The sequence below is a fragment of the Teichococcus aestuarii genome (genome assembly GCF_003116135.1).
Taxonomy (GTDB): domain Bacteria; phylum Pseudomonadota; class Alphaproteobacteria; order Acetobacterales; family Acetobacteraceae; genus Pseudoroseomonas; species Pseudoroseomonas aestuarii.
The window spans coordinates 91,319-109,674 of sequence record NZ_PDOA01000011.1; the positions used below are offsets into that span (position 1 = coordinate 91,319).

Below are 18,356 nucleotides of genomic sequence, written 5' to 3' on the forward strand. Positions count from 1 at the left end.
TCAGCCCTTCGTCACGTTGCGGCGACGGACGATCAGCTTGTCCGTGCGCTTGTTGGTGCGGGTCTTGTAGCCCTTGGTCGGCTTGCCCCACGGCGTCACCGGGTGGCGGCCACCCGAGGTCCGGCCCTCGCCACCACCATGCGGGTGGTCGACAGGGTTCATGACGACGCCGCGCTGATGCGGCTTGCGGCCCAGCCAGCGCGAGCGGCCGGCCTTGCCGATATGCTGGTTCTGGTTGTCCGGGTTGGACACCGCACCGATCGAGGCCATGCACTCGCCACGCACCAGGCGCAGCTCACCGGACATCAGCTTCACCTGCGCGTAGCCGGCGTCCTTGCCGACGAGCTGCCCGTAGGTGCCGGCCGAGCGGGCGATCTTGCCACCCGCGCCGGGCTTCATCTCGATGTTGTAGATGATCGTGCCGACCGGGATCGAGCCGAGCGGCATCGCGTTGCCCGGCTTGATGTCCACACGCTCACCGGCCACGACCGTGTCGCCCACCTTCAGGCGCTGCGGCGCGAGGATGTAGGCGAGCTCGCCGTCCTCGTACTTCAGCAGCGCGATGAAGGCGGTGCGGTTCGGGTCGTATTCCAGCCGCTCCACGGTGGCCGGCACATCGAACTTGCGGCGCTTGAAATCGACGACGCGGTAGCTCTGCTTGTGCCCGCCGCCCCGGAACCGGACGGTGATGCGGCCATGATTGTTGCGGCCGCCGGAGTGGCTCTTGCCCTCCGTCAGCTGCTTGACCGGCTTGCCCTTGTACAGCTCGGAACGATCGATGAGGATCGTGCCGCGCAGGCTCGGGGTGACCGGGTTAAAGTGCTTCAGCGCCATGGCGTTAAGCGAGCCCCGTGGTGAGGTCGATGCTCTGGCCCTCGGCCAGGCGGACGACCGCCTTCTTCCAGTCGGAGCGCACGCCCTCACGGCCGCGCACCCGCTTGGTCTTGCCCTTCATGACGAGGGTGTTCACGGCGACGACCGTCACCCCGAACAGGCCCTCGACGGAGGCCTTGATCTCCGGCTTCGAGGCAGTCAGCGGCACCTTGAAGGTGACCTGGTTCTGCTCCGCGAGGCCGGTGGCCTTCTCGGTGATGACCGGCGCGAGGATGGTCAGATACATCTTCTCGCGCGAGATCACGGGCTTCTTCTTGGTCGCGGTCTCGCTCATGCCAGCCGCTCCTTCAGAGCCTCGACGGCCTGGCGGGTCACCGCCAGCACGTCATGCTTCAGAATGTCGTAAACGTTGGCGCCCAGCGTGGGCAGCACGTTCACGTTCGGAAGGTTGCGCACGGCGCGGCCGAAGCCGTCCTCCACCGACGCATCCACCACCAGCGCGCTCTTCCAGCCCAGCGCCTTGACCTTGGAGGCCATGGCGGAGGTCTTGGCGGCGTCGCCGAGCGAGGCGGTGTCGAGGACGATCAGCTTGCCCTCGGCGGCCTTCTGGCTCAGCGCGCTGATCAGGCCCAGGCGGCGGACCTTCTTGTTCAGCGAGTAGCCGTGGTCGCGCACGACGGGGCCGTGCACGGCGCCACCGGTGCGGAACTGCGGCGCGCGGAGCGAGCCCTGGCGCGCGTTACCGGTGCCCTTCTGCCGATACGGCTTCTTGGTCGTCCCGGAAACCTCGCCCATGCCCTTCACCTTGTGGGTGCCGGCGCGGCGCTTGGCGAGCTGCCAGTGCACCACGCGCGCCATGATGTCGGCGCGGGGGGAGGCGGCGAACAGCGCGTCCGGGAGGTCGATCTCGCCGGCCTGACCGTTGTCCAGGGTGATGACAGGAACCTGCATGTCCTTACCCTCAGGCCACGGCCGCGGGGAACGGCGCGTCGGCATGGCGCGACACCTTCACGGCGTCACGAACCAGCACATACCCGCCCTTCGCACCAGGCACCGCGCCCTTGACCATCAGCAGGCCCTTGTCGAGGTCGAAACCGGCGACCTCCAGGTTCTGCGTGGTCACGCGCTCAACGCCCAGATGGCCAGCCATCTTCTTGTTCTTGAAGGTCTTGCCCGGATCCTGACGGTTGCCCGTCGAACCGTGGCTACGGTGCGAGATCGACACGCCGTGCGAGGCCTCGAGGCCGGAGAAGTTCCAGCGCTTCATGGCGCCGGCAAACCCCTTGCCCTTCGAGGTGCCCGTCACGTCGACGATCTGGCCCTTCACGAAATGATTCGCGGAGAGCTTCGCGCCAGGCTCCAGCATGGCGTCAGCCGCCACGCGGAACTCCACGACCTTCTTCGGCGCCTCGACACCCGCCTTGGCGAAGTGACCCTTGTTGGGCTTCGAGACATTCTTCGGCTTCGCCTGGCCGAAGCCAAGCTGAACCGCATTGTAACCGTCCTTCTCTTCCGTGCGGGCGGCCACCACGCGCACCTGATCCAGGTGCAGCACGGTAACGGGCACGGTCGAGCCGTCGTCGTTGAACAGCCGGGTCATACCCAGCTTCTTCGCGATCAGGCCGGTGCGACCATTCTTCGCGGCCATGGCAGATTGCTCCCCGGGCCTTAGAGCTTGATCTCGACGTCCACGCCGGCGGCCAGGTCGAGCTTCATCAGCGCGTCCACGGTCTGCGGAGTGGGGTCGACGATATCAAGCAGACGCCGATGAGTCCGGATCTCGAACTGCTCACGGCTCTTCTTGTCGACGTGCGGCGAGCGGTTCACGGTGAAACGCTCGATTTCCGTCGGCAGCGGGATGGGCCCACGCACGCGCGCGCCCGTCCGCTTCGCGGTGTTGACGATCTCCCGCGTGCTGCCATCCAGCACGCGGTGATCGAACGCCTTGAGGCGGATGCGGATGTTCTGGCTGTCCATGTCTGGCGCCTGTCTCTTCTTCCGCTGCCGCTTACTTGCTGATGGAGGCGACGACGCCGGCGCCGACGGTGCGGCCGCCCTCGCGGATGGCGAAGCGCAGGCCCTGGTCCATCGCGATCGGGGCGATCAGCTCGACGTCCATCGCCACGTTGTCACCCGGCATCACCATCTCGACGCCCTCGGGCAGCTTCACCACGCCCGTCACGTCGGTCGTGCGGAAGTAGAACTGCGGGCGGTAGTTGGTGAAGAACGGCGTGTGGCGGCCGCCCTCTTCCTTCGTCAGGATGTAGGCCTCGGCCTTGAACTGCGTGTGCGGCGTGATCGAGCCGGGCTTGGCCAGAACCTGGCCGCGCTCCACGTCCTCGCGCTTCGTGCCGCGCAGCAGCGCGCCGATGTTGTCGCCCGCCTCGCCGCTGTCGAGCAGCTTGCGGAACATCTCGACGCCGGTCACCGTCGTCTTCACCGTGGCCTTCAGGCCGACGATCTCGACTTCCTCACCGACCTTGACGATGCCGCGCTCGACGCGACCCGTCACCACCGTGCCGCGGCCCGAGATCGAGAACACGTCCTCGACCGGCATCAGGAACGGCAGGTCCTTGGCGCGCTCCGGCTGCGGGATGTAGCTGTCCACCGCCGCCATCAGCTCGAGGATCGCGTTCTCGCCCAGCTCCGGCGACTTGTCCTCCAGCGCCATCAGCGCCGAGCCCTTGATCACCGGGATGTCGTCGCCCGGGAACTGGTAGCTCGACAGCAGCTCACGCACCTCCATCTCGACCAGCTCCAGCAGGTCGGGGTCGGCCATGTCGCACTTGTTCAGGAACACCACCAGCGCCGGAACGCCAACCTGGCGCGCCAGCAGGATGTGCTCGCGCGTCTGCGGCATCGGGCCGTCGGCCGCCGAGACCACCAGGATCGCGCCGTCCATCTGCGCCGCGCCCGTGATCATGTTCTTCACGTAGTCGGCGTGGCCGGGGCAGTCGACATGCGCGTAGTGGCGGTTCGCCGTCTCGTACTCAACGTGAGCGGTCGAGATCGTGATGCCGCGCGCGCGCTCCTCGGGAGCCTTGTCGATCTGGTCATACGCCGTGAACGACGCACCGCCCGACTTCGCCAGAACCTTGGTGATCGCCGCCGTCAGCGACGTCTTGCCATGGTCCACGTGCCCGATCGTACCAATGTTGCAGTGCGGCTTGTTCCGCTCAAACTTAGCTTTCGCCATTGTCTTCAGTCCCCGATCGGGTGTCGTTACCAGCGGTAGTGGCTGAAGGCCTTGTTGGCCTCTGCCATCCGGTGCGTGTCTTCGCGCTTCTTCACGGCCGTGCCGCGGTTGTTGGCCGCGTCCATCAGCTCGGAGGAGAGGCGCTCTTCCATGGTGTGCTCGCCACGCTTGCGCGCGGACTCGATCAGCCAACGGATGGCCAGAGCCTGGCGGCGCTCCGGGCGGACCTCGACGGGCACCTGGTAGGTGGCACCACCGACGCGGCGGGAGCGGACCTCGACGGCCGGCTTCACGTTGTCCATCGCCTCATGGAACAGGCGCAGGGGGTCGCTGTTCGGACCGCCGCGGCGCTTCAGGGTGTCCATGGCGGCGTAGACGATACGCTCGGCCGTGCTCTTCTTGCCGTCATACATCAGCACGTTCATGAAACGGCTGAGGACGATGTCACCGAACTTCGGATCCGGCAGAACTTCGCGCTTCTCGGCGCTGTGGCGACGCGACATCGCTCTCTTCCCTTACTTCGGCCGCTTCGCGCCGTACAGCGAGCGCCGCTTGCGCCGCTTGGCGATGCCCTGCGTATCCAGAACGCCGCGCAGGATGTGGTAGCGTACGCCGGGAAGGTCCTTCACGCGCCCGCCGCGGATCAGCACCACCGAGTGCTCCTGCAGGTTGTGACCCTCACCCGGGATGTAGCTCACGACCTCGTGGCCGTTCACCAGGCGAACCTTGGCCACCTTACGCAGCGCCGAGTTCGGCTTCTTCGGAGTGGTGGTGTAAACGCGCGTGCAGACGCCACGCTTCTGCGGGCAGCCCTGCAGGGCCGGAACCTTATTACGGCTCGGCTTGGGCTCACGCCCCGTGGCGATGAGCTGGTTGATCGTCGGCATGACGCCCCTTCGTGCCCTATTTCGAACGCCCAGGCCCTTGACAAGCAAGAGCGCCCGCAAAGGCGGCGCAGCAGCGCCACCCCTCGGGCTTGTCCCGCCCCCGGCCTCAGCCCCTGAAGTAGAGGCGGCGCCGGTTGCCCAGAACCTGTCGTCCAGAACTCCGCAAGCTATGTCCCTATGGCGGACAAAGCCCCGTCGAGGGCGCGGAACCTACGCCCCGACCCCCAATGAGTCAAGCGCGCCGCACCCCCGAACACCTGAATCCGGGCCCTTGAAAGGCCCGGCTCCCATGCACCCGGCGCAGGGCCGGGTTTGTGGGGGCGTGAATCCCCGTAAGGGGCACCCCCGAAGCGGCCGCGGGGAGAGAGAGACCCCCTCCCCGCGGCCTGATCCGCTTACTCGGCGGCCTGGCTGCCCGGCTTGGGCAGCGCGCCCTGGCCCGGCAGGCGCTGGCCGTCCCGCTGGGCGGCGAGCGCCCGCAGGCGGTTCATCACCGAGCCCGTGCCGGCCGGGATCAGCCGGCCGACGATGACGTTCTCCTTCAGGCCCGCCAGGTAGTCGACCTTACCGGCCACCGCCGCCTCGGTCAGCACCCGGGTGGTCTCCTGGAAGGAGGCGGCCGAGATGAAGCTGGTGGTCTGCAGCGAGGCCTTGGTGATGCCCTGCAGCACCGGCTCGGCACGCGCCGGGCGCTCCTTGCGGGCGAGCAGCTTCTCGTTCTCGATCTCGAACTCGATGCGCTCGACCGTCTCGCCCACCAGGAAGGTGGTGTCGCCCGGATCCAGGATCTCCACCTTCTGCAGCATCTGGCGGACGATCACCTCGATATGCTTATCGTTGATCTTCACGCCCTGCAGTCGATAGACGTCCTGGATCTCGTTCACCAGGTAGTTCGCCAGCGCCTCGACGCCCAGCACGCGCAGAATGTCGTGCGGCACGCGCGGGCCGTCGACGAGCGGGTCGCCGGCCTTCACATAGTCGCCTTCCTGCACCGAGACGTGCTTGCCCTTCGGCACCAGGTACTCGCGCGGCACGGGCGGCTCGTCGCCCACCTGCTCCGGCACCACCAGGATGCGGCGCTTGGCCTTGTAATCCTTGCCGAACTCCACGCGCCCGTCGATCTCGCTGATGATCGCGTGGTCCTTCGGGCGGCGGGCCTCGAACAGCTCGGCCACGCGCGGCAGACCGCCGGTGATGTCGCGCGTCTTGGAACTCTCGCGCGGCAGGCGGGCCACCACGTCGCCGGCCTGGACCTGGGCGCCGTTGTCGACCGAGAGGATCGAGTCCGGCGACAGGAAGTACCGGGCCTCGGCACCGTTGGCGAGCTTGACGATCCCGCCCTTCTCATCCTTCAGGATGATGCGGGGCCGCAGATCGGCGCCCTTCGCCGCCTGCTTGTAGTCCACCACCACGCGGGAGGAGAGGCCGGTCACCTCGTCCTGCCGCTCGACGAGGGTGATGCCCTCGATCAGGTCGGCGTATTCGACGGTGCCCGCCTTCTCGGTGATGATCGGCAGGGTGAAGGGGTCCCACTCGGCCAGCTTCTGGCCGCGCGTCACCTCCGCGCCGTCCTCCAGCACCAGCAGGCGCGCGCCGTAGGGCACGCGGTAGCGGGCGCGCTCGCGGCCATTGGCGTCCGACAGCACGATCTCGCAGTTACGCGACATCACGATCGGCACGCCCTGGCTGTTCGCCACGACGTTGCGGTTCAGCACGGCCACGGTGCCGTCGCTGGTCGCCTCCACCGCCGACTGCTCGGCGCCACGCTGCGCCGCGCCGCCGATGTGGAAGGTACGCATGGTCAGCTGCGTGCCCGGCTCGCCGATCGACTGCGCGGCGATGACGCCGACAGCCTCGCCGATGTTCACCGTGGTACCACGCGCCAGGTCGCGGCCGTAGCAGAAGCCGCAGACGCCGGAGCGCGCGTCGCAGGTGAGCACGGAGCGGATGTAGACTTCCTCGACGCCCGCCTTCTCGATCAGGTCGGCGCTCGGCTCGTCGATCAGCGTGTTGCGCGGCAGCAGCACCTCGCCCGTCGCCGGGTCGGCGATGTCGCGCTGCGCGGTACGGCCCAGGATCCGCTCGGAGAGCGAGGAGACCGTCTCGCCGCCATCCATCACGGCGCGCACGGTGATGCCGCGCTCGGTGCCGCAGTCGTTCTCGACGATGATGCAGTCCTGCGCCACGTCCACCAGGCGGCGGGTCAGGTAGCCGGAGTTCGCGGTCTTCAGCGCGGTGTCCGCGAGGCCCTTGCGGGCGCCGTGGGTCGAGTTGAAGTACTCCAGGACGGACAGGCCCTCCTTGAAGTTCGCGATGATCGGCTGCTCGATGATCTCGCCCGAGGGCTTGGCCATCAGGCCGCGCATGCCGGCCAGCTGGCGCATCTGCGCCGGCGAGCCACGGGCACCGGAATGCGACATCATCCAGACGCTGTTGATGGGCCGGCCGATCTCCTGCTTGGAGATCTCCTTCATCATCGCGCCCGCCACCTCGTCCGTGCAGCGCGACCAGGCGTCGACCACCTTGTTGTAGCGCTCGCCCGCCGTGATCAGGCCGTCGAGGTACTGCTGCTCGAACTCCTTCACCTCGGCCTTGGTGCGCGCGATGAGCCCCTCCTTCTCGGCGGGGATCATCATGTCGTCCTTGCCGAAGGAGATGCCGGCCTTGGCCGCCTGGCGGAAGCCGAGCGCCATCAGGCGGTCGGCGAAGATCACCGACTCCTTCTGGCCGCAATGGCGGTACACCGCGTCCATGACGTCCGAGATGGACTTCTTGGTGAGCTGGCGGTTGACCAGGCTGTAGGGCGTGCGCGGGTCGCGCGGCAGCAGCGCGCCCATCATCATGCGCCCGGCCGTGGTCAGCACCGTCTCATGCCGCTTCGGGTTCCCCTCCAGCGGCGCCGGCACGCGGGCCATGACGGCCGTGTGCAGGGTGATGGAGCCGGCGGCCAGCGCCTGCTCCACCTCGCCGAGGTCGCCGAAGACATAGGGGCGGTGGTTGAGCGCCCGCTTCTCCGCCGCGCCCAGCGCCTCGGGCGCCTTGCCGTCGGTGCCGGCGATCAGCGCCCTGATCTCCTCCAGCTCCTTCTGGGCCGCGCGGAATTCCGGCGTCTCCAGCGAGAGGTAGTAGAGGCCGAGGACGATGTCCTGGCTCGGCACGATGATCGGCTTGCCGTTGGCGGGGCTGAGGATGTTGTTGGTCGACATCATCAGCACGCGCGCCTCGAGCTGGGCCTCGAGGCTCAGCGGCACGTGCACGGCCATCTGGTCGCCGTCGAAGTCGGCGTTGAAGGCGGTGCAGACCAGCGGGTGAAGCTGGATCGCCTTGCCCTCGACCAGGATCGGCTCGAAGGCCTGGATGCCCAGGCGGTGCAGCGTCGGCGCCCGGTTCAGCATCACCGGATGCTCGCGGATCACCTCCTCGAGGATGTCCCACACCTCGGGACGCTCCTTCTCCACCATCCGCTTGGCGGCCTTGATGGTGGTGGCGTGGCCGTACTTCTCGAGCTTCGAGTAGATGAAGGGCTTGAACAGCTCCAGCGCCATCTTCTTCGGCAGGCCGCACTGGTGCAGCTTCAGCTCGGGGCCGACGACGATGACCGAACGGCCGGAATAGTCGACGCGCTTGCCCAGCAGGTTCTGCCGGAACCGGCCCTGCTTGCCCTTCAGCATGTCGGAGAGCGACTTCAGCGGGCGCTTGTTGGCACCCGTGATGGCGCGGCCGCGGCGGCCGTTGTCGAACAGCGCGTCGACCGATTCCTGCAGCATGCGCTTCTCGTTGCGCACGATGATATCCGGCGCGCGCAGCTCGATCAGCCGCTTGAGGCGGTTGTTGCGGTTGATGACGCGGCGGTACAGGTCGTTCAGGTCGGAGGTGGCAAAGCGGCCGCCATCCAGCGGCACCAGCGGGCGCAGCTCGGGCGGGATCACCGGCACGACGTCGAGGATCATCCACTCAGGGCGGGCACCGCCCTCCTTGAACGACTCGATCATCTTCAGCCGCTTGACCAGCTTCTTGCGCTTGGCCTCGGAGGTGGTCTCCTTGAGGTCGGCGCGCAGCTGGGTGCTCTCGCGGTCCAGCTCGATGCCGGCGAGCATCTGCTTCACCGCCTCGGCGCCGATGCCGACGGAGAACGCGTCCTCGCCGAACTCGTCCTGCTTGGAGAGGTACTGGTCCTCGGTCAGCAGCTGGTGCAGCTTGAGGTCGGTCAGGCCCGGCTCGAGAACCACGTAGCTCTCGAAGTACAGGACCTTCTCCAGCTCCTTCAGCGACATGTCGACCATCAGGCCGACGCGCGAGGGCAGGCTCTTCATGAACCAGATGTGGGCGACGGGCGAGGCCAGTTCGATATGGCCCATGCGCTCGCGGCGCACCTTGGCCAACGTGACCTCGACGCCGCACTTCTCGCAGATGATGCCGCGGAACTTCATCCGCTTGTACTTGCCGCACAGGCACTCGTAGTCCTTGATCGGACCGAAGATGCGCGCGCAGAAAAGCCCGTCCCGCTCCGGCTTGAAGGTGCGGTAGTTGATCGTCTCGGGCTTCTTGATCTCACCGTAGGACCAGGAGCGGATCTGCTCCGGGCTGGCGATGGTGATCTTGATCTGATCGAACGTCATCGCCTGGCCGGTCTGGCCCAGGATCTTCATCAGCTCGTTCATGCGGCCGTCCTCTCAAGGTGAGGCCGCCGCGCCGGGGCGAACCCGGCGCGGCTGAGCAAAGTTTGGTTCAGGCTCGGCGAGGCACTCACGCCGGGCGGTTCTCCAGGTCGACGTTCAGGCCGAGCGACTTCAACTCCTTCACCAGGACGTTGAAGGACTCCGGAATGCCCGCCTCGAAGCTGTCCTGGTCGCGGACGATGGCCTCGTACACCTTGGTGCGGCCGGACACGTCGTCCGACTTCACCGTCAGCATCTCCTGCAGCGTGTAGGCGGCGCCATAGGCTTCCAGCGCCCAGACCTCCATCTCGCCGAAGCGCTGGCCGCCGAACTGCGCCTTGCCGCCCAGCGGCTGCTGGGTGACGAGGCTGTAGGGGCCGATGGAGCGGGCGTGGATCTTGTCGTCCACCAGGTGGTGCAGCTTCAGCATGTAGATGTAGCCGACCGTCACCTTGCGCTCGAAGATCTCGCCGGTGCGGCCGTCGGTTAGCTGGCTCTGGCCGGAGGTGTCGAGCCCCGCCTTGTCCAGCATCTGTTCGATGTCCGACATGCGGGCACCGTCGAAGACCGGCGTCGCGATGGGCACGCCCTTCTTCAGGTTCTCGCCCAGCTCGATCAGCTGGTCCTCGGACATGTCCTCGATGTCGCGGCCGAAGATCTCGTCGCCATAGACATCGCGGAGCTTGTCGAGCAGCGCCTCGCGCGCCGCGCCGGCCCGGCGGTAATCCTCGACCAGCTCGCCGATGGACTTGCCGATATTGGCGCAGGCCCAGCCCAGATGCGTCTCCAGGATCTGCCCGACATTCATGCGCGAGGGCACGCCCAGCGGGTTCAGCACGAGGTCGACCGAGGTGCCGTCCTCCAGGAACGGCATGTCCTCCACCGGCACGACGCGGGAGACCACGCCCTTGTTGCCGTGGCGGCCGGCCATCTTGTCGCCCGGCTGCAGCTTGCGCTTCACCGCGATGAAGACCTTGACCATCTTCATCACGCCGGGCGGCAGCTCGTCGCCGCGCTGCAGCTTCTCCACCTTGCTCTCGAAGCGCTTCTGCAGCTTCTCGACCGCGGCGTCGAACTCGCGCTTCAGCGCCTCGATCTCGACCATCACGGCGTCGTCCTGCACGCCGATCTGGCGCCAGGTGGCCTTGGCGAACTGGTCCAGCACCTCGTCGTTGATGACGGTGCCGGCCTTGACGCCCTTGAAGCCGCCCGAGGCCTTCTGGTTCAGCAGACGCTCGCGCAGGCGGGAGTGGAAGCTCCGCTCCTGGATCGACTTCTCGTCGTCGCGGTCCTTGGCCAGCCGCTCGATCTCGGCGCGGTCGATCGCCATGGCGCGCTCGTCCTTGTCGACGCCGCGGCGGTTGAACACCCGCACGTCCACAATGGTGCCGGTCGTGCCGGGCGGCAGGCGCAGCGAGGTGTCGCGCACGTCGGACGCCTTCTCGCCGAAGATGGCGCGGAGCAGCTTCTCCTCCGGCGTCATCGGGCTCTCGCCCTTCGGCGTCACCTTACCCACCAGGATGTCGCCCGGGTTCACCTCGGCGCCGACATAGACGATGCCGGCCTCGTCGAGGTTGCGGAGCGCCTCCTCGCCGACATTCGGGATGTCGCGGGTGATCTCCTCCTGGCCCAGCTTGGTGTCGCGGGCCATCACCTCGAATTCCTCGATATGGATCGAGGTAAAGACGTCATCCTTGGCGATGCGCTCGCTGATGAGGATGGAGTCCTCGAAGTTGTACCCGTTCCAGGGCATGAAGGCGACGAGCACGTTACGGCCCAGCGCCAGCTCGCCCAGCTCGGTGGAGGGGCCATCGGCGATGATGTCGCCCGTCGCCACCTGGTCGCCCACCTTCACCAGCGGGCGCTGGTTGATGCAGGTGCTCTGGTTGGAGCGCTGGAACTTGCGCAGGCGGTAGATGTCGACACCGCGGGTGGTGCCGTCCTCCTCGCTCGTCGCGCGCACCACGATGCGGGCGCCGTCGATGCTGTCCACCACGCCGCCACGGCGCGCCACGATGGTGGCGCCGGAGTCACGCGCCACGGCCGCTTCCATGCCGGTGCCGACCAGCGGCGCGTCGGAGCGCACCAGCGGCACGGCCTGCCGCATCATGTTGGAGCCCATCAGCGCGCGGTTGGCGTCGTCGTTCTCGAGGAACGGGATCAGCGCCGCGGCGACGGAGACCAGCTGCTTGGGCGAGACGTCGATCGCCGTCACCTCTTCCGGCTTCACCAGCCGGAAGTCGCCGCCCTGGCGGACGGAGACGAGGTCGGACAGGAACTCGCCGCTGTCGGCGTTCACCTCGGCATCCGCCTGGGCGACCACCAGCTTCTCCTCCTCCATGGCGGAGAGGTAGCGGGGCGAGCCGACGATCTTGCCGTCCTTCACCAGGCGGTACGGCGTCTCGATGAAGCCGTACTTGTTCACCTTGGCAAAGGTGGCGAGGCTGTTGATCAGGCCGATATTCGGGCCTTCCGGCGTCTCGATCGGGCAGATGCGGCCGTAATGCGTCGGGTGCACGTCGCGCACCTCGAAGCCGGCGCGCTCGCGCGTCAGGCCGCCCGGGCCAAGCGCCGAGAGGCGGCGCTTGTGCGTCACCTCGGAGAGCGGGTTGGTCTGGTCCATGAACTGCGACAGCTGGCTGCTGCCGAAGAACTCGCGCACCGCCGCCGCCGCCGGCTTGGCGTTGATCAGGTCATGCGGCATGACGGTATCGATATCGACCGACCCCATGCGCTCCTTGATCGCGCGCTCCATGCGCAGCAAGCCGACGCGGTACTGGTTCTCCATCAGCTCGCCGACCGAGCGCACCCGGCGGTTGCCGAGGTTGTCGATGTCGTCGATCTGGCCCTTGCCGTCCTTCAGCTCGAGCAGCGTCTTGACCGTGGCCAGGATGTCCTGCTTGCGCAGCGTGCGGATGTGGTCCGGCACGTCGTCCAGGCTGAAGCCCAGGCGCATGTTCATCTTGACGCGGCCGACCGTGGAGAGGTCGTAGCGCTCGGCGTCGAAGAACAGGCCGCGGAACAGGGCCTCGGCGGTCTCCGGCGTCGGCGGCTCGCCCGGGCGCATCACCCGGTAGATGTCCATCAGCGCCTCGTCCCGGGTGGCGTTCTTGTCCACCGCCAGGGTGTTGCGCAGCCAGGGGCCGACATTCTGGCCGGTCGCCAGCGTCGGCAGGGTGTCGATGCCCGCCTGCTCGATCTGCGCCAGCTTCGGCTCGGTCAGCTCCTCGCCGGCCTCGGCCCAGATCTCGCCGGTGGTGAGGTCCACCATGTCCTCGGCGACGAAGCGGCCCAGCAGCTCGGCGCGGGAGACCAGCACCTCCTTGGTGCCGTTCTCCGCAATCTTGCGGGCCAGGCGCGGCGTCAGCTTGGTGTCGCGCTCCGCCACCACCTCGCCGCTCTCGGCGTCGACCAGGTTCTCGATCAGCTTCAGGCCGCGGAAGCCCTCCGGCTGGAAGGGCTGGCTCCAGCCCTTCGGCCCGCGGCGGAACACCACCTGGTCGTAGAAGGTGTTGAGGATCTCCTCGGCGTCCATGCCGCGGACCTCGCCCGGCTCCAGGGCCTCGCCGCGCTCGGCGCGGAGCTGCTCGGTGCGGGCGGATTCCAGGGCGTAGAGCAGCGTCGTGGCGGGCAGCTTGCGCTTCCGGTCCACGCGGACGTAGCAGATGTCCTTGGCGTCGAACTCGAAGTCGAGCCAGGAGCCGCGGTAGGGGATGACGCGGGCGGCGAAGAGGTACTTGCCGCTGCTGTGCGTCTTGCCCTTGTCGTGGTCGAAGAACACGCCCGGGCTGCGGTGCATCTGGCTGACGATGACACGCTCGGTGCCATTGATGATGAAGGTGCCGTTGTCCGTCATGAGCGGCATGTCGCCCATGTAGACATCCTGCTCCTTGATGTCGCGGACCGAGCGCGAGCCCGTATCCTCATCCACGTCCCACACGATGAGACGCAGGCGCACCTTCAGCGGCGCGGCGAAAGTCAGCCCGCGCTGGATGCATTCCTCGACATCGTATTTCGGCTCTTCGAGCTCGTACTGCACGAACTCCAGGCGGCCGCGGCCCGCGAAATCGTCGATCGGAAAGACCGACTTGAACACTTCCTGAAGCCCGGTATTCGTGCGAGCGTCCGGATCCACCCCCATCTGCAGGAACGCCTCGTAGGAGGCTCTCTGCACATCGATGAGGTTCGGCATCGGCGCCACCTCGGGCAGCCGCCCGAAAGACTTCCGGATGCGCTTCCGCCCGGTGAACGACTTCGTGATCGCGTTCATGCCCGTCCTGCTTCCCTTCGCTCCGGCCCAACCGTCCCGGCCGGCGGGTCACCCCACCTTCTGGCGCGCCGCAAGATTGCCCTGCGAAACGCAGTCGCGGGCAGGAACCCGAGGGTCCCTGCCCGACTCGCCCAGTCTGACCCGGCCCCACGCATGGCGCGGGGCCGGGACGGTCTTACTTGACCTCGACCTTGGCGCCGTTCTCCTCGAGGACCTTCTTGATCTTCTCGGCCTCGTCCTTGGAAACGCCTTCCTTCACGGTCTTCGGCGCGCCCTCGACCAGATCCTTGGCCTCCTTCAGGCCCAGGCCGGTGATGGTGCGGATTTCCTTGATGACGTTGATCTTCTTGTCACCGGCGCTCGCCAGAGTGACCGTGAACTCGGTCTGCTCCTCAACCGGCGCGGCGGCGGCGCCAGCGGCCGGGGCCGCGGCAACAGCCACCGGAGCGGCGGCGGAGACGCCCCACTTCTCTTCCAGCAGCTTGGACAGCTCGGCGGCTTCCAGAACGGTCAGGCTGGAGAGCTCGTCAACCAGCTTCGCGAGATCGGCCATGGTTTTCTATCCTTCGATGTAATCGCTTGGCATGATGAATGCAATCCCCGGCCGGCGGAGTGAGGCCGCCCGGGGGGTCTTCCGCGAAAGGCGCCTGTTAGGCCGCCTCGTCCTTCTTGGCGTAAGCCGCCAGCACGCGCGCCACCTGCCCGCCGGGTGCCTGAAGCACACCAGCGATCCGCGTCGCCGGGGTCTGGATGAGACCCACCAGCTGCGCGCGCAGGGTTTCGAGCGAGGGCAGGGTCGCCAGGGCCTTCACGCCATCGGCGTTCAGCGTCTGGTTCCCGATTGCCCCGCCCAGGATCACGAACTTGTCGTTACCCTTGGCGAACTCCACGGCGGTCTTCGCCACGGCCACCGGGTCGGTCGACCACGCAAGCGCGGTCGGCCCCTTCAGCAGCGGCGAGATGCCCTGGAAGCGGGTGCCGTCGAGGGCGAGGGTGGCCAGCCGGTTCTTCGCGACCTTATACGTCGCGCCCGCCGCTCGCATCTGGCGCCGCAGATTGCTCACCTCGGCGACCGTCAGACCCTTGTTCTGGGCGACGAGCACAAAGGAAGTATCCGCGAACACCTCCGCGAGGGAGGCAACGAACGCACGCTTCTCCGTACGATCCAACTCCCGTCTCCGTCGGTGGCCGGCCCTTGTGGAGGGGGTCCGGCCGGTTCACACGGGGGCCGACGCAGGTGTTCACCCGCGCAAGCCCCGGTTCGCCTGTCTGAGTCTGCGGAAGACCAAGCCATCACGCCCGGCCGCCTGTGCGGCCAAGGCTGCGATCTCTCTCGGCATCCCCATCTCACGCCTGCGGGGCGGATGCCCCCTTAAAGCCCTTGGGCCACATGCGTTCTCGGACAGGTTTCAGAGGGCGGGCCAGCCCGCCCCCTTGCCCGCACCCCGCCGGAGCGGAGCGCGTATCTCTGTGGCCCGGCTTACGCCGAGGCCAGCGAGGTGACGTCCACCTTCAGGCCGGGGCCCATCGAGGAGGAGAGCGCCACCTTCTTCACATAGGTGCCCTTGGCGCCGGTCGGCTTGGCGCGCTGGATCGCCTCGACGAAGGCGCGCGCGTTCTCGACCAGCTGCTCCTCCGAGAAGGAGACCTTGCCGATGCCGGCATGGACGATACCGGCCTTCTCGGCGCGGAACTCCACCTGGCCGGCCTTGGCGGCGGCCACGGCGTCCTTGACGTTCATCGTCACGGTGCCGAGCTTCGGGTTCGGCATCAGGCCGCGCGGGCCCAGGATCTTACCGAGGCGGCCGACCAGGCCCATCATGTCCGGCGTGGCGATGCAGCGATCGAACTCGATCTTGCCTTCCTGCACCAGCGCGGCCAGGTCGTCGGCGCCCACCACGTCGGCCCCGGCGGCCTGCGCCTCCTCGGCCTTCGCGCCGCGGGCGAACACGCCGACGCGGACGGTCTTGCCCGTGCCGTGCGGCAGGGAGACCATGGAGCGCACCATCTGGTCGGCGTGGCGCGGGTCGATGCCGAGGTTCATCGAGATCTCGACGGTCTCGTCGAACTTCGCCTTGGCGTTCGCCTTCACCGTGGCCACGGCCTCCGGCAGCGCGAACAGCTTGTCACGGTCCAGACCGGCGTAGATCGCCTTCAGACGCTTGCCCTGCTTGGCCATGATCAGCCCTCCACCACGGACATGCCCATCGAGCGGGCGGAACCGGCCAGCATGCGCACGGCGGCCTCCACGTCGTTGGCGTTCATGTCCTTCATCTTGGTCGCGGCGATCTCGCGCAGCTGCGACTTGGTCACGCGGCCCACCACGCCACCCTTGCCGGGGGTCTGGCTGCCCTTGTCCAGCTTCGCCGCCTTGAGCAGGAAGTAGGTGTTGGGCGGGGTCTTCGTGATGAAGGAGAAGGTGCGGTCGGAGAAGGCGGTGATGACCACCGGCGTCGGCGTGCCGGGCTCCATGCCCTGCGTCGCCGCGTTGAATTCCTTCACGAACTGCATGATGTTCAGGCCGCGCTGACCCAGGGCCGGGCCCACCGGCGGCGAGGGGTTCGCCTTGCCCGCCGGGATCTGCAGCTTGATGTAGCCGACGATCTTCTTCGCCATAGTCGTTCCTCTGCGCTCTCAGAGGCGCGCGGTGCTTGCGGCTGTCCCCGATAGGCTGGGGCCGGGCCTCCCGCGTCCCTGAAGAAAACGCCGCAACGGCCTGGCACGCGGGGAGCGCGCAGCACGGCGTGATTGCGGCGGAGGCGGGCGTATACCCCTCTCTCCCGCGCGAGTCCAGACAAAGACCAGCCCTGCCGCGCATGGCTCCGCTGCCGGCGCGGCAGGTCTGCCGCCGCCGGCTGCCTCAGCCGGCGCCGAGGGCCTGCAGCATCGCCAAATGCTGCTTGATGCTGGCCACCGCCAGGGTGGAGATCACCCGCTCCTCCCGCAGGCCGCCGCCGCGCAGCGCCTGGTGCGCCGCCAGCAGCTCCCGGTGGCCGAGGCGCTGGCCCTGGAGGTAGAGGGTGTCGAAGGCGTCGCCCTGCAGCGTCTCGAGCTGCTGCAGCATCGCCAGCTTCTCGCCCGGCATCATCACCGTGGCGGGCAGCGGCAGGCCGGCGAGCTGCATGGCCTGCAGCAGCGCCTGCTGCTCCGCCACCTCGAACTGCGCGAAGGCGCGCACCGGCGCCTGCCCGGCGCGGCTGGCGGCGAGCTGGCTGCTGTTGAGCGCGAAGGTGCCGCCCGCCAGCGCCGCCTGCCGTGCTTCCATGAGGTCGGAGCTCATGGCGCCGGCCGGCATCGTGCCCTGCGCCCGGGCGCCGGCGGGAAGCAGCAGGGGGACCAGCGTGGCGCCGGCGAGGGCGGCCAGGGCATTGCGGCGGATCATGACCGTTCATCCTGTTGAGGTGGCAGCCATGGAACCGGCGCGGCCCGCGGTCGTTCCCCCTGCCGGCTCGCCCTCCTCGCGGAGGCCGCCGGAGAGGAAGGATCGCGGCCGCTGGCGGCATCAGAGGGCAGCCGCCCGAAGCCTCTCCCGCCAGATGGACTGCCGGTTCCTGAGTTCGCTGGGGCGGGTCAGGGCCGGAAAATCGTCACGCAGACGCTCGAGCTCCTCGAACCTGAATCCGCCCTGCCCGTGGACGTTCCAGGCGGTCTGCAGCGCGCCATAAGGGCAGCTTCCCTGCCTCAGCGTGAACCACAGGCTATTCTGCTGGGTGTCGAGATGGCGGCTCTGTCCGACCCATGTCTCCCCCGTGGCGACGCAGATGACGGCGAACACGCCATAGCCTGGCTTCCGTTCCTTGTAGGCGGCGCAGGCAGCCTTGCGGGCGCTCCGGTCCATGATTGACCTCCTTTTTCACCCGGGCAATATTAGGCTGAATTTTTACCCGGGTAAATAATCTCATGAATGACTCACCGGACGAAACCGAAAGCCCCGGGGCGGGCAGTTTCGTGGTCTTCGAAGGGTTCGCGCGCCTCGTATCCGGAACCCTGGCCGAGGCCGCGCTCGCGGCGAAGCGGGCGCAGGAACGCGGCACCCGGTCGGCTGTCCTGGTGTTCGACCAAGCCACCGGCGCGGTCACGGATCTCGATCTTCGCGGAACCGAGGCGGAGATTGCCGCCCGCCATGCGCCCCTGGCGCGGCCCGCCACGAAGCGGGGGCGCCCGAAGCTGGGCGTGGTCGCGCGCGAAGTGACCCTCCTGCCACGCCACTGGGAATGGCTGGCCAGCCAGCCCGGCGGCGCATCGGTGGCCTTGCGGAGGCTGGTGGAGGCGGCACGCAAGCTCGACAGTGAATCGGGTGCGCCACGCCGTCAGACGGAAGCCGCCTACCGTTTCATGTCGGCCATGGCGGGCGATCTGCCGGGCTTCGAGGATGCCGCGCGCGCCCTGTTCGCCCAGGACCGGGAGCGGCTGCTGCACTGCATACGGGCATGGGCGCCGGACATCCGGGATCAGCTGCTCCGCTATCTGGGCCCCAGCGGCGAAGCCAGCCCCGGCTGACGGCAAGAGGC

The 18,356-nt window shown here is 67.8% G+C and carries 17 protein-coding genes; 1 reads left to right on the forward strand and 16 read right to left on the reverse strand.

Going from position 1 to position 18,356, the window contains the following annotated elements:
- From rplB to CR165_RS16155, 16 genes are all read right to left on the reverse strand, one after another.
- Positions 1 to 834, reverse strand: a complete 834-nt coding sequence (gene rplB / locus CR165_RS16080) for a 50S ribosomal protein L2 (protein ID WP_109517963.1) — start codon at positions 832 to 834, stop codon at positions 1 to 3.
- A gap of 4 nt (positions 835 to 838) precedes the next feature.
- Positions 839 to 1,135: a 50S ribosomal protein L23 gene (locus tag CR165_RS16085; protein WP_456316321.1), complete on the reverse strand. Its 297-nt coding sequence runs from the start codon at positions 1,133 to 1,135 to the stop codon at positions 839 to 841.
- Positions 1,136 to 1,164: 29 nt separating this feature from the next.
- Positions 1,165 to 1,785, reverse strand: coding sequence for a 50S ribosomal protein L4 (rplD, locus tag CR165_RS16090; protein ID WP_109517965.1), 621 nt, complete (start codon positions 1,783 to 1,785; stop codon positions 1,165 to 1,167).
- A 10-nt stretch (positions 1,786 to 1,795) separates the two neighbouring features.
- Positions 1,796 to 2,482: a 50S ribosomal protein L3 gene (rplC, locus tag CR165_RS16095; RefSeq protein ID WP_109517966.1), complete on the reverse strand. Its 687-nt coding sequence runs from the start codon at positions 2,480 to 2,482 to the stop codon at positions 1,796 to 1,798.
- A 20-nt stretch (positions 2,483 to 2,502) separates the two neighbouring features.
- On the reverse strand, positions 2,503 to 2,811 hold the full coding sequence (rpsJ, locus tag CR165_RS16100) for a 30S ribosomal protein S10 (protein WP_007004401.1): 309 nt from the start codon (positions 2,809 to 2,811) through the stop codon (positions 2,503 to 2,505).
- A gap of 31 nt (positions 2,812 to 2,842) precedes the next feature.
- Complete coding sequence (gene tuf, locus CR165_RS16105) at positions 2,843 to 4,030, reverse strand: elongation factor Tu (protein WP_109517967.1); 1,188 nt, start codon at positions 4,028 to 4,030, stop codon at positions 2,843 to 2,845.
- A gap of 26 nt (positions 4,031 to 4,056) precedes the next feature.
- A complete protein-coding gene (rpsG, locus tag CR165_RS16110; protein WP_109517968.1) occupies positions 4,057 to 4,533 on the reverse strand; it encodes a 30S ribosomal protein S7 in 477 nt (158 codons plus the stop codon).
- A 12-nt stretch (positions 4,534 to 4,545) separates the two neighbouring features.
- Positions 4,546 to 4,917 carry a 30S ribosomal protein S12 gene (gene rpsL, locus CR165_RS16115; RefSeq protein ID WP_099097356.1) on the reverse strand — a complete coding sequence of 124 codons (372 nt, stop codon included), beginning with the start codon at positions 4,915 to 4,917 and terminating at the stop codon, positions 4,546 to 4,548.
- A 395-nt stretch (positions 4,918 to 5,312) separates the two neighbouring features.
- Positions 5,313 to 9,578: a DNA-directed RNA polymerase subunit beta' gene (rpoC, locus tag CR165_RS16120; protein WP_109517969.1), complete on the reverse strand. Its 4,266-nt coding sequence runs from the start codon at positions 9,576 to 9,578 to the stop codon at positions 5,313 to 5,315.
- Positions 9,579 to 9,663: 85 nt separating this feature from the next.
- Positions 9,664 to 13,845 carry a DNA-directed RNA polymerase subunit beta gene (rpoB, locus tag CR165_RS16125; RefSeq protein ID WP_109517970.1) on the reverse strand — a complete coding sequence of 1,394 codons (4,182 nt, stop codon included), beginning with the start codon at positions 13,843 to 13,845 and terminating at the stop codon, positions 9,664 to 9,666.
- A gap of 175 nt (positions 13,846 to 14,020) precedes the next feature.
- The gene (gene rplL, locus CR165_RS16130; protein ID WP_109517971.1) at positions 14,021 to 14,398 is read right to left on the reverse strand and encodes a 50S ribosomal protein L7/L12; all 378 of its coding nucleotides are present in this window, start codon (positions 14,396 to 14,398) and stop codon (positions 14,021 to 14,023) included.
- Positions 14,399 to 14,495: 97 nt separating this feature from the next.
- Positions 14,496 to 15,014: a 50S ribosomal protein L10 gene (gene rplJ, locus CR165_RS16135; protein WP_099097360.1), complete on the reverse strand. Its 519-nt coding sequence runs from the start codon at positions 15,012 to 15,014 to the stop codon at positions 14,496 to 14,498.
- 311 nt (positions 15,015 to 15,325) lie between these two features.
- Positions 15,326 to 16,024: a 50S ribosomal protein L1 gene (gene rplA, locus CR165_RS16140; RefSeq protein ID WP_109517972.1), complete on the reverse strand. Its 699-nt coding sequence runs from the start codon at positions 16,022 to 16,024 to the stop codon at positions 15,326 to 15,328.
- A 2-nt stretch (positions 16,025 to 16,026) separates the two neighbouring features.
- Positions 16,027 to 16,461 (reverse strand): 50S ribosomal protein L11, encoded by a 435-nt coding sequence (gene rplK, locus CR165_RS16145; RefSeq protein WP_109517973.1) that lies wholly within the window; start codon positions 16,459 to 16,461, stop codon positions 16,027 to 16,029.
- Between the two features lie 244 nt (positions 16,462 to 16,705).
- A complete protein-coding gene (locus CR165_RS16150) occupies positions 16,706 to 17,227 on the reverse strand; it encodes a DUF4142 domain-containing protein (RefSeq protein WP_109517974.1) in 522 nt (173 codons plus the stop codon).
- Between the two features lie 120 nt (positions 17,228 to 17,347).
- On the reverse strand, positions 17,348 to 17,683 hold the full coding sequence (locus CR165_RS16155; protein WP_109517975.1) for a GIY-YIG nuclease family protein: 336 nt from the start codon (positions 17,681 to 17,683) through the stop codon (positions 17,348 to 17,350).
- Positions 17,684 to 17,745: 62 nt separating this feature from the next.
- Between CR165_RS16155 and CR165_RS16160 the strand changes: the two genes are divergently transcribed.
- Positions 17,746 to 18,345: a DUF2239 family protein gene (locus CR165_RS16160; protein WP_109517976.1), complete on the forward strand. Its 600-nt coding sequence runs from the start codon at positions 17,746 to 17,748 to the stop codon at positions 18,343 to 18,345.
- Positions 18,346 to 18,356: the final 11 nt, after the last annotated feature.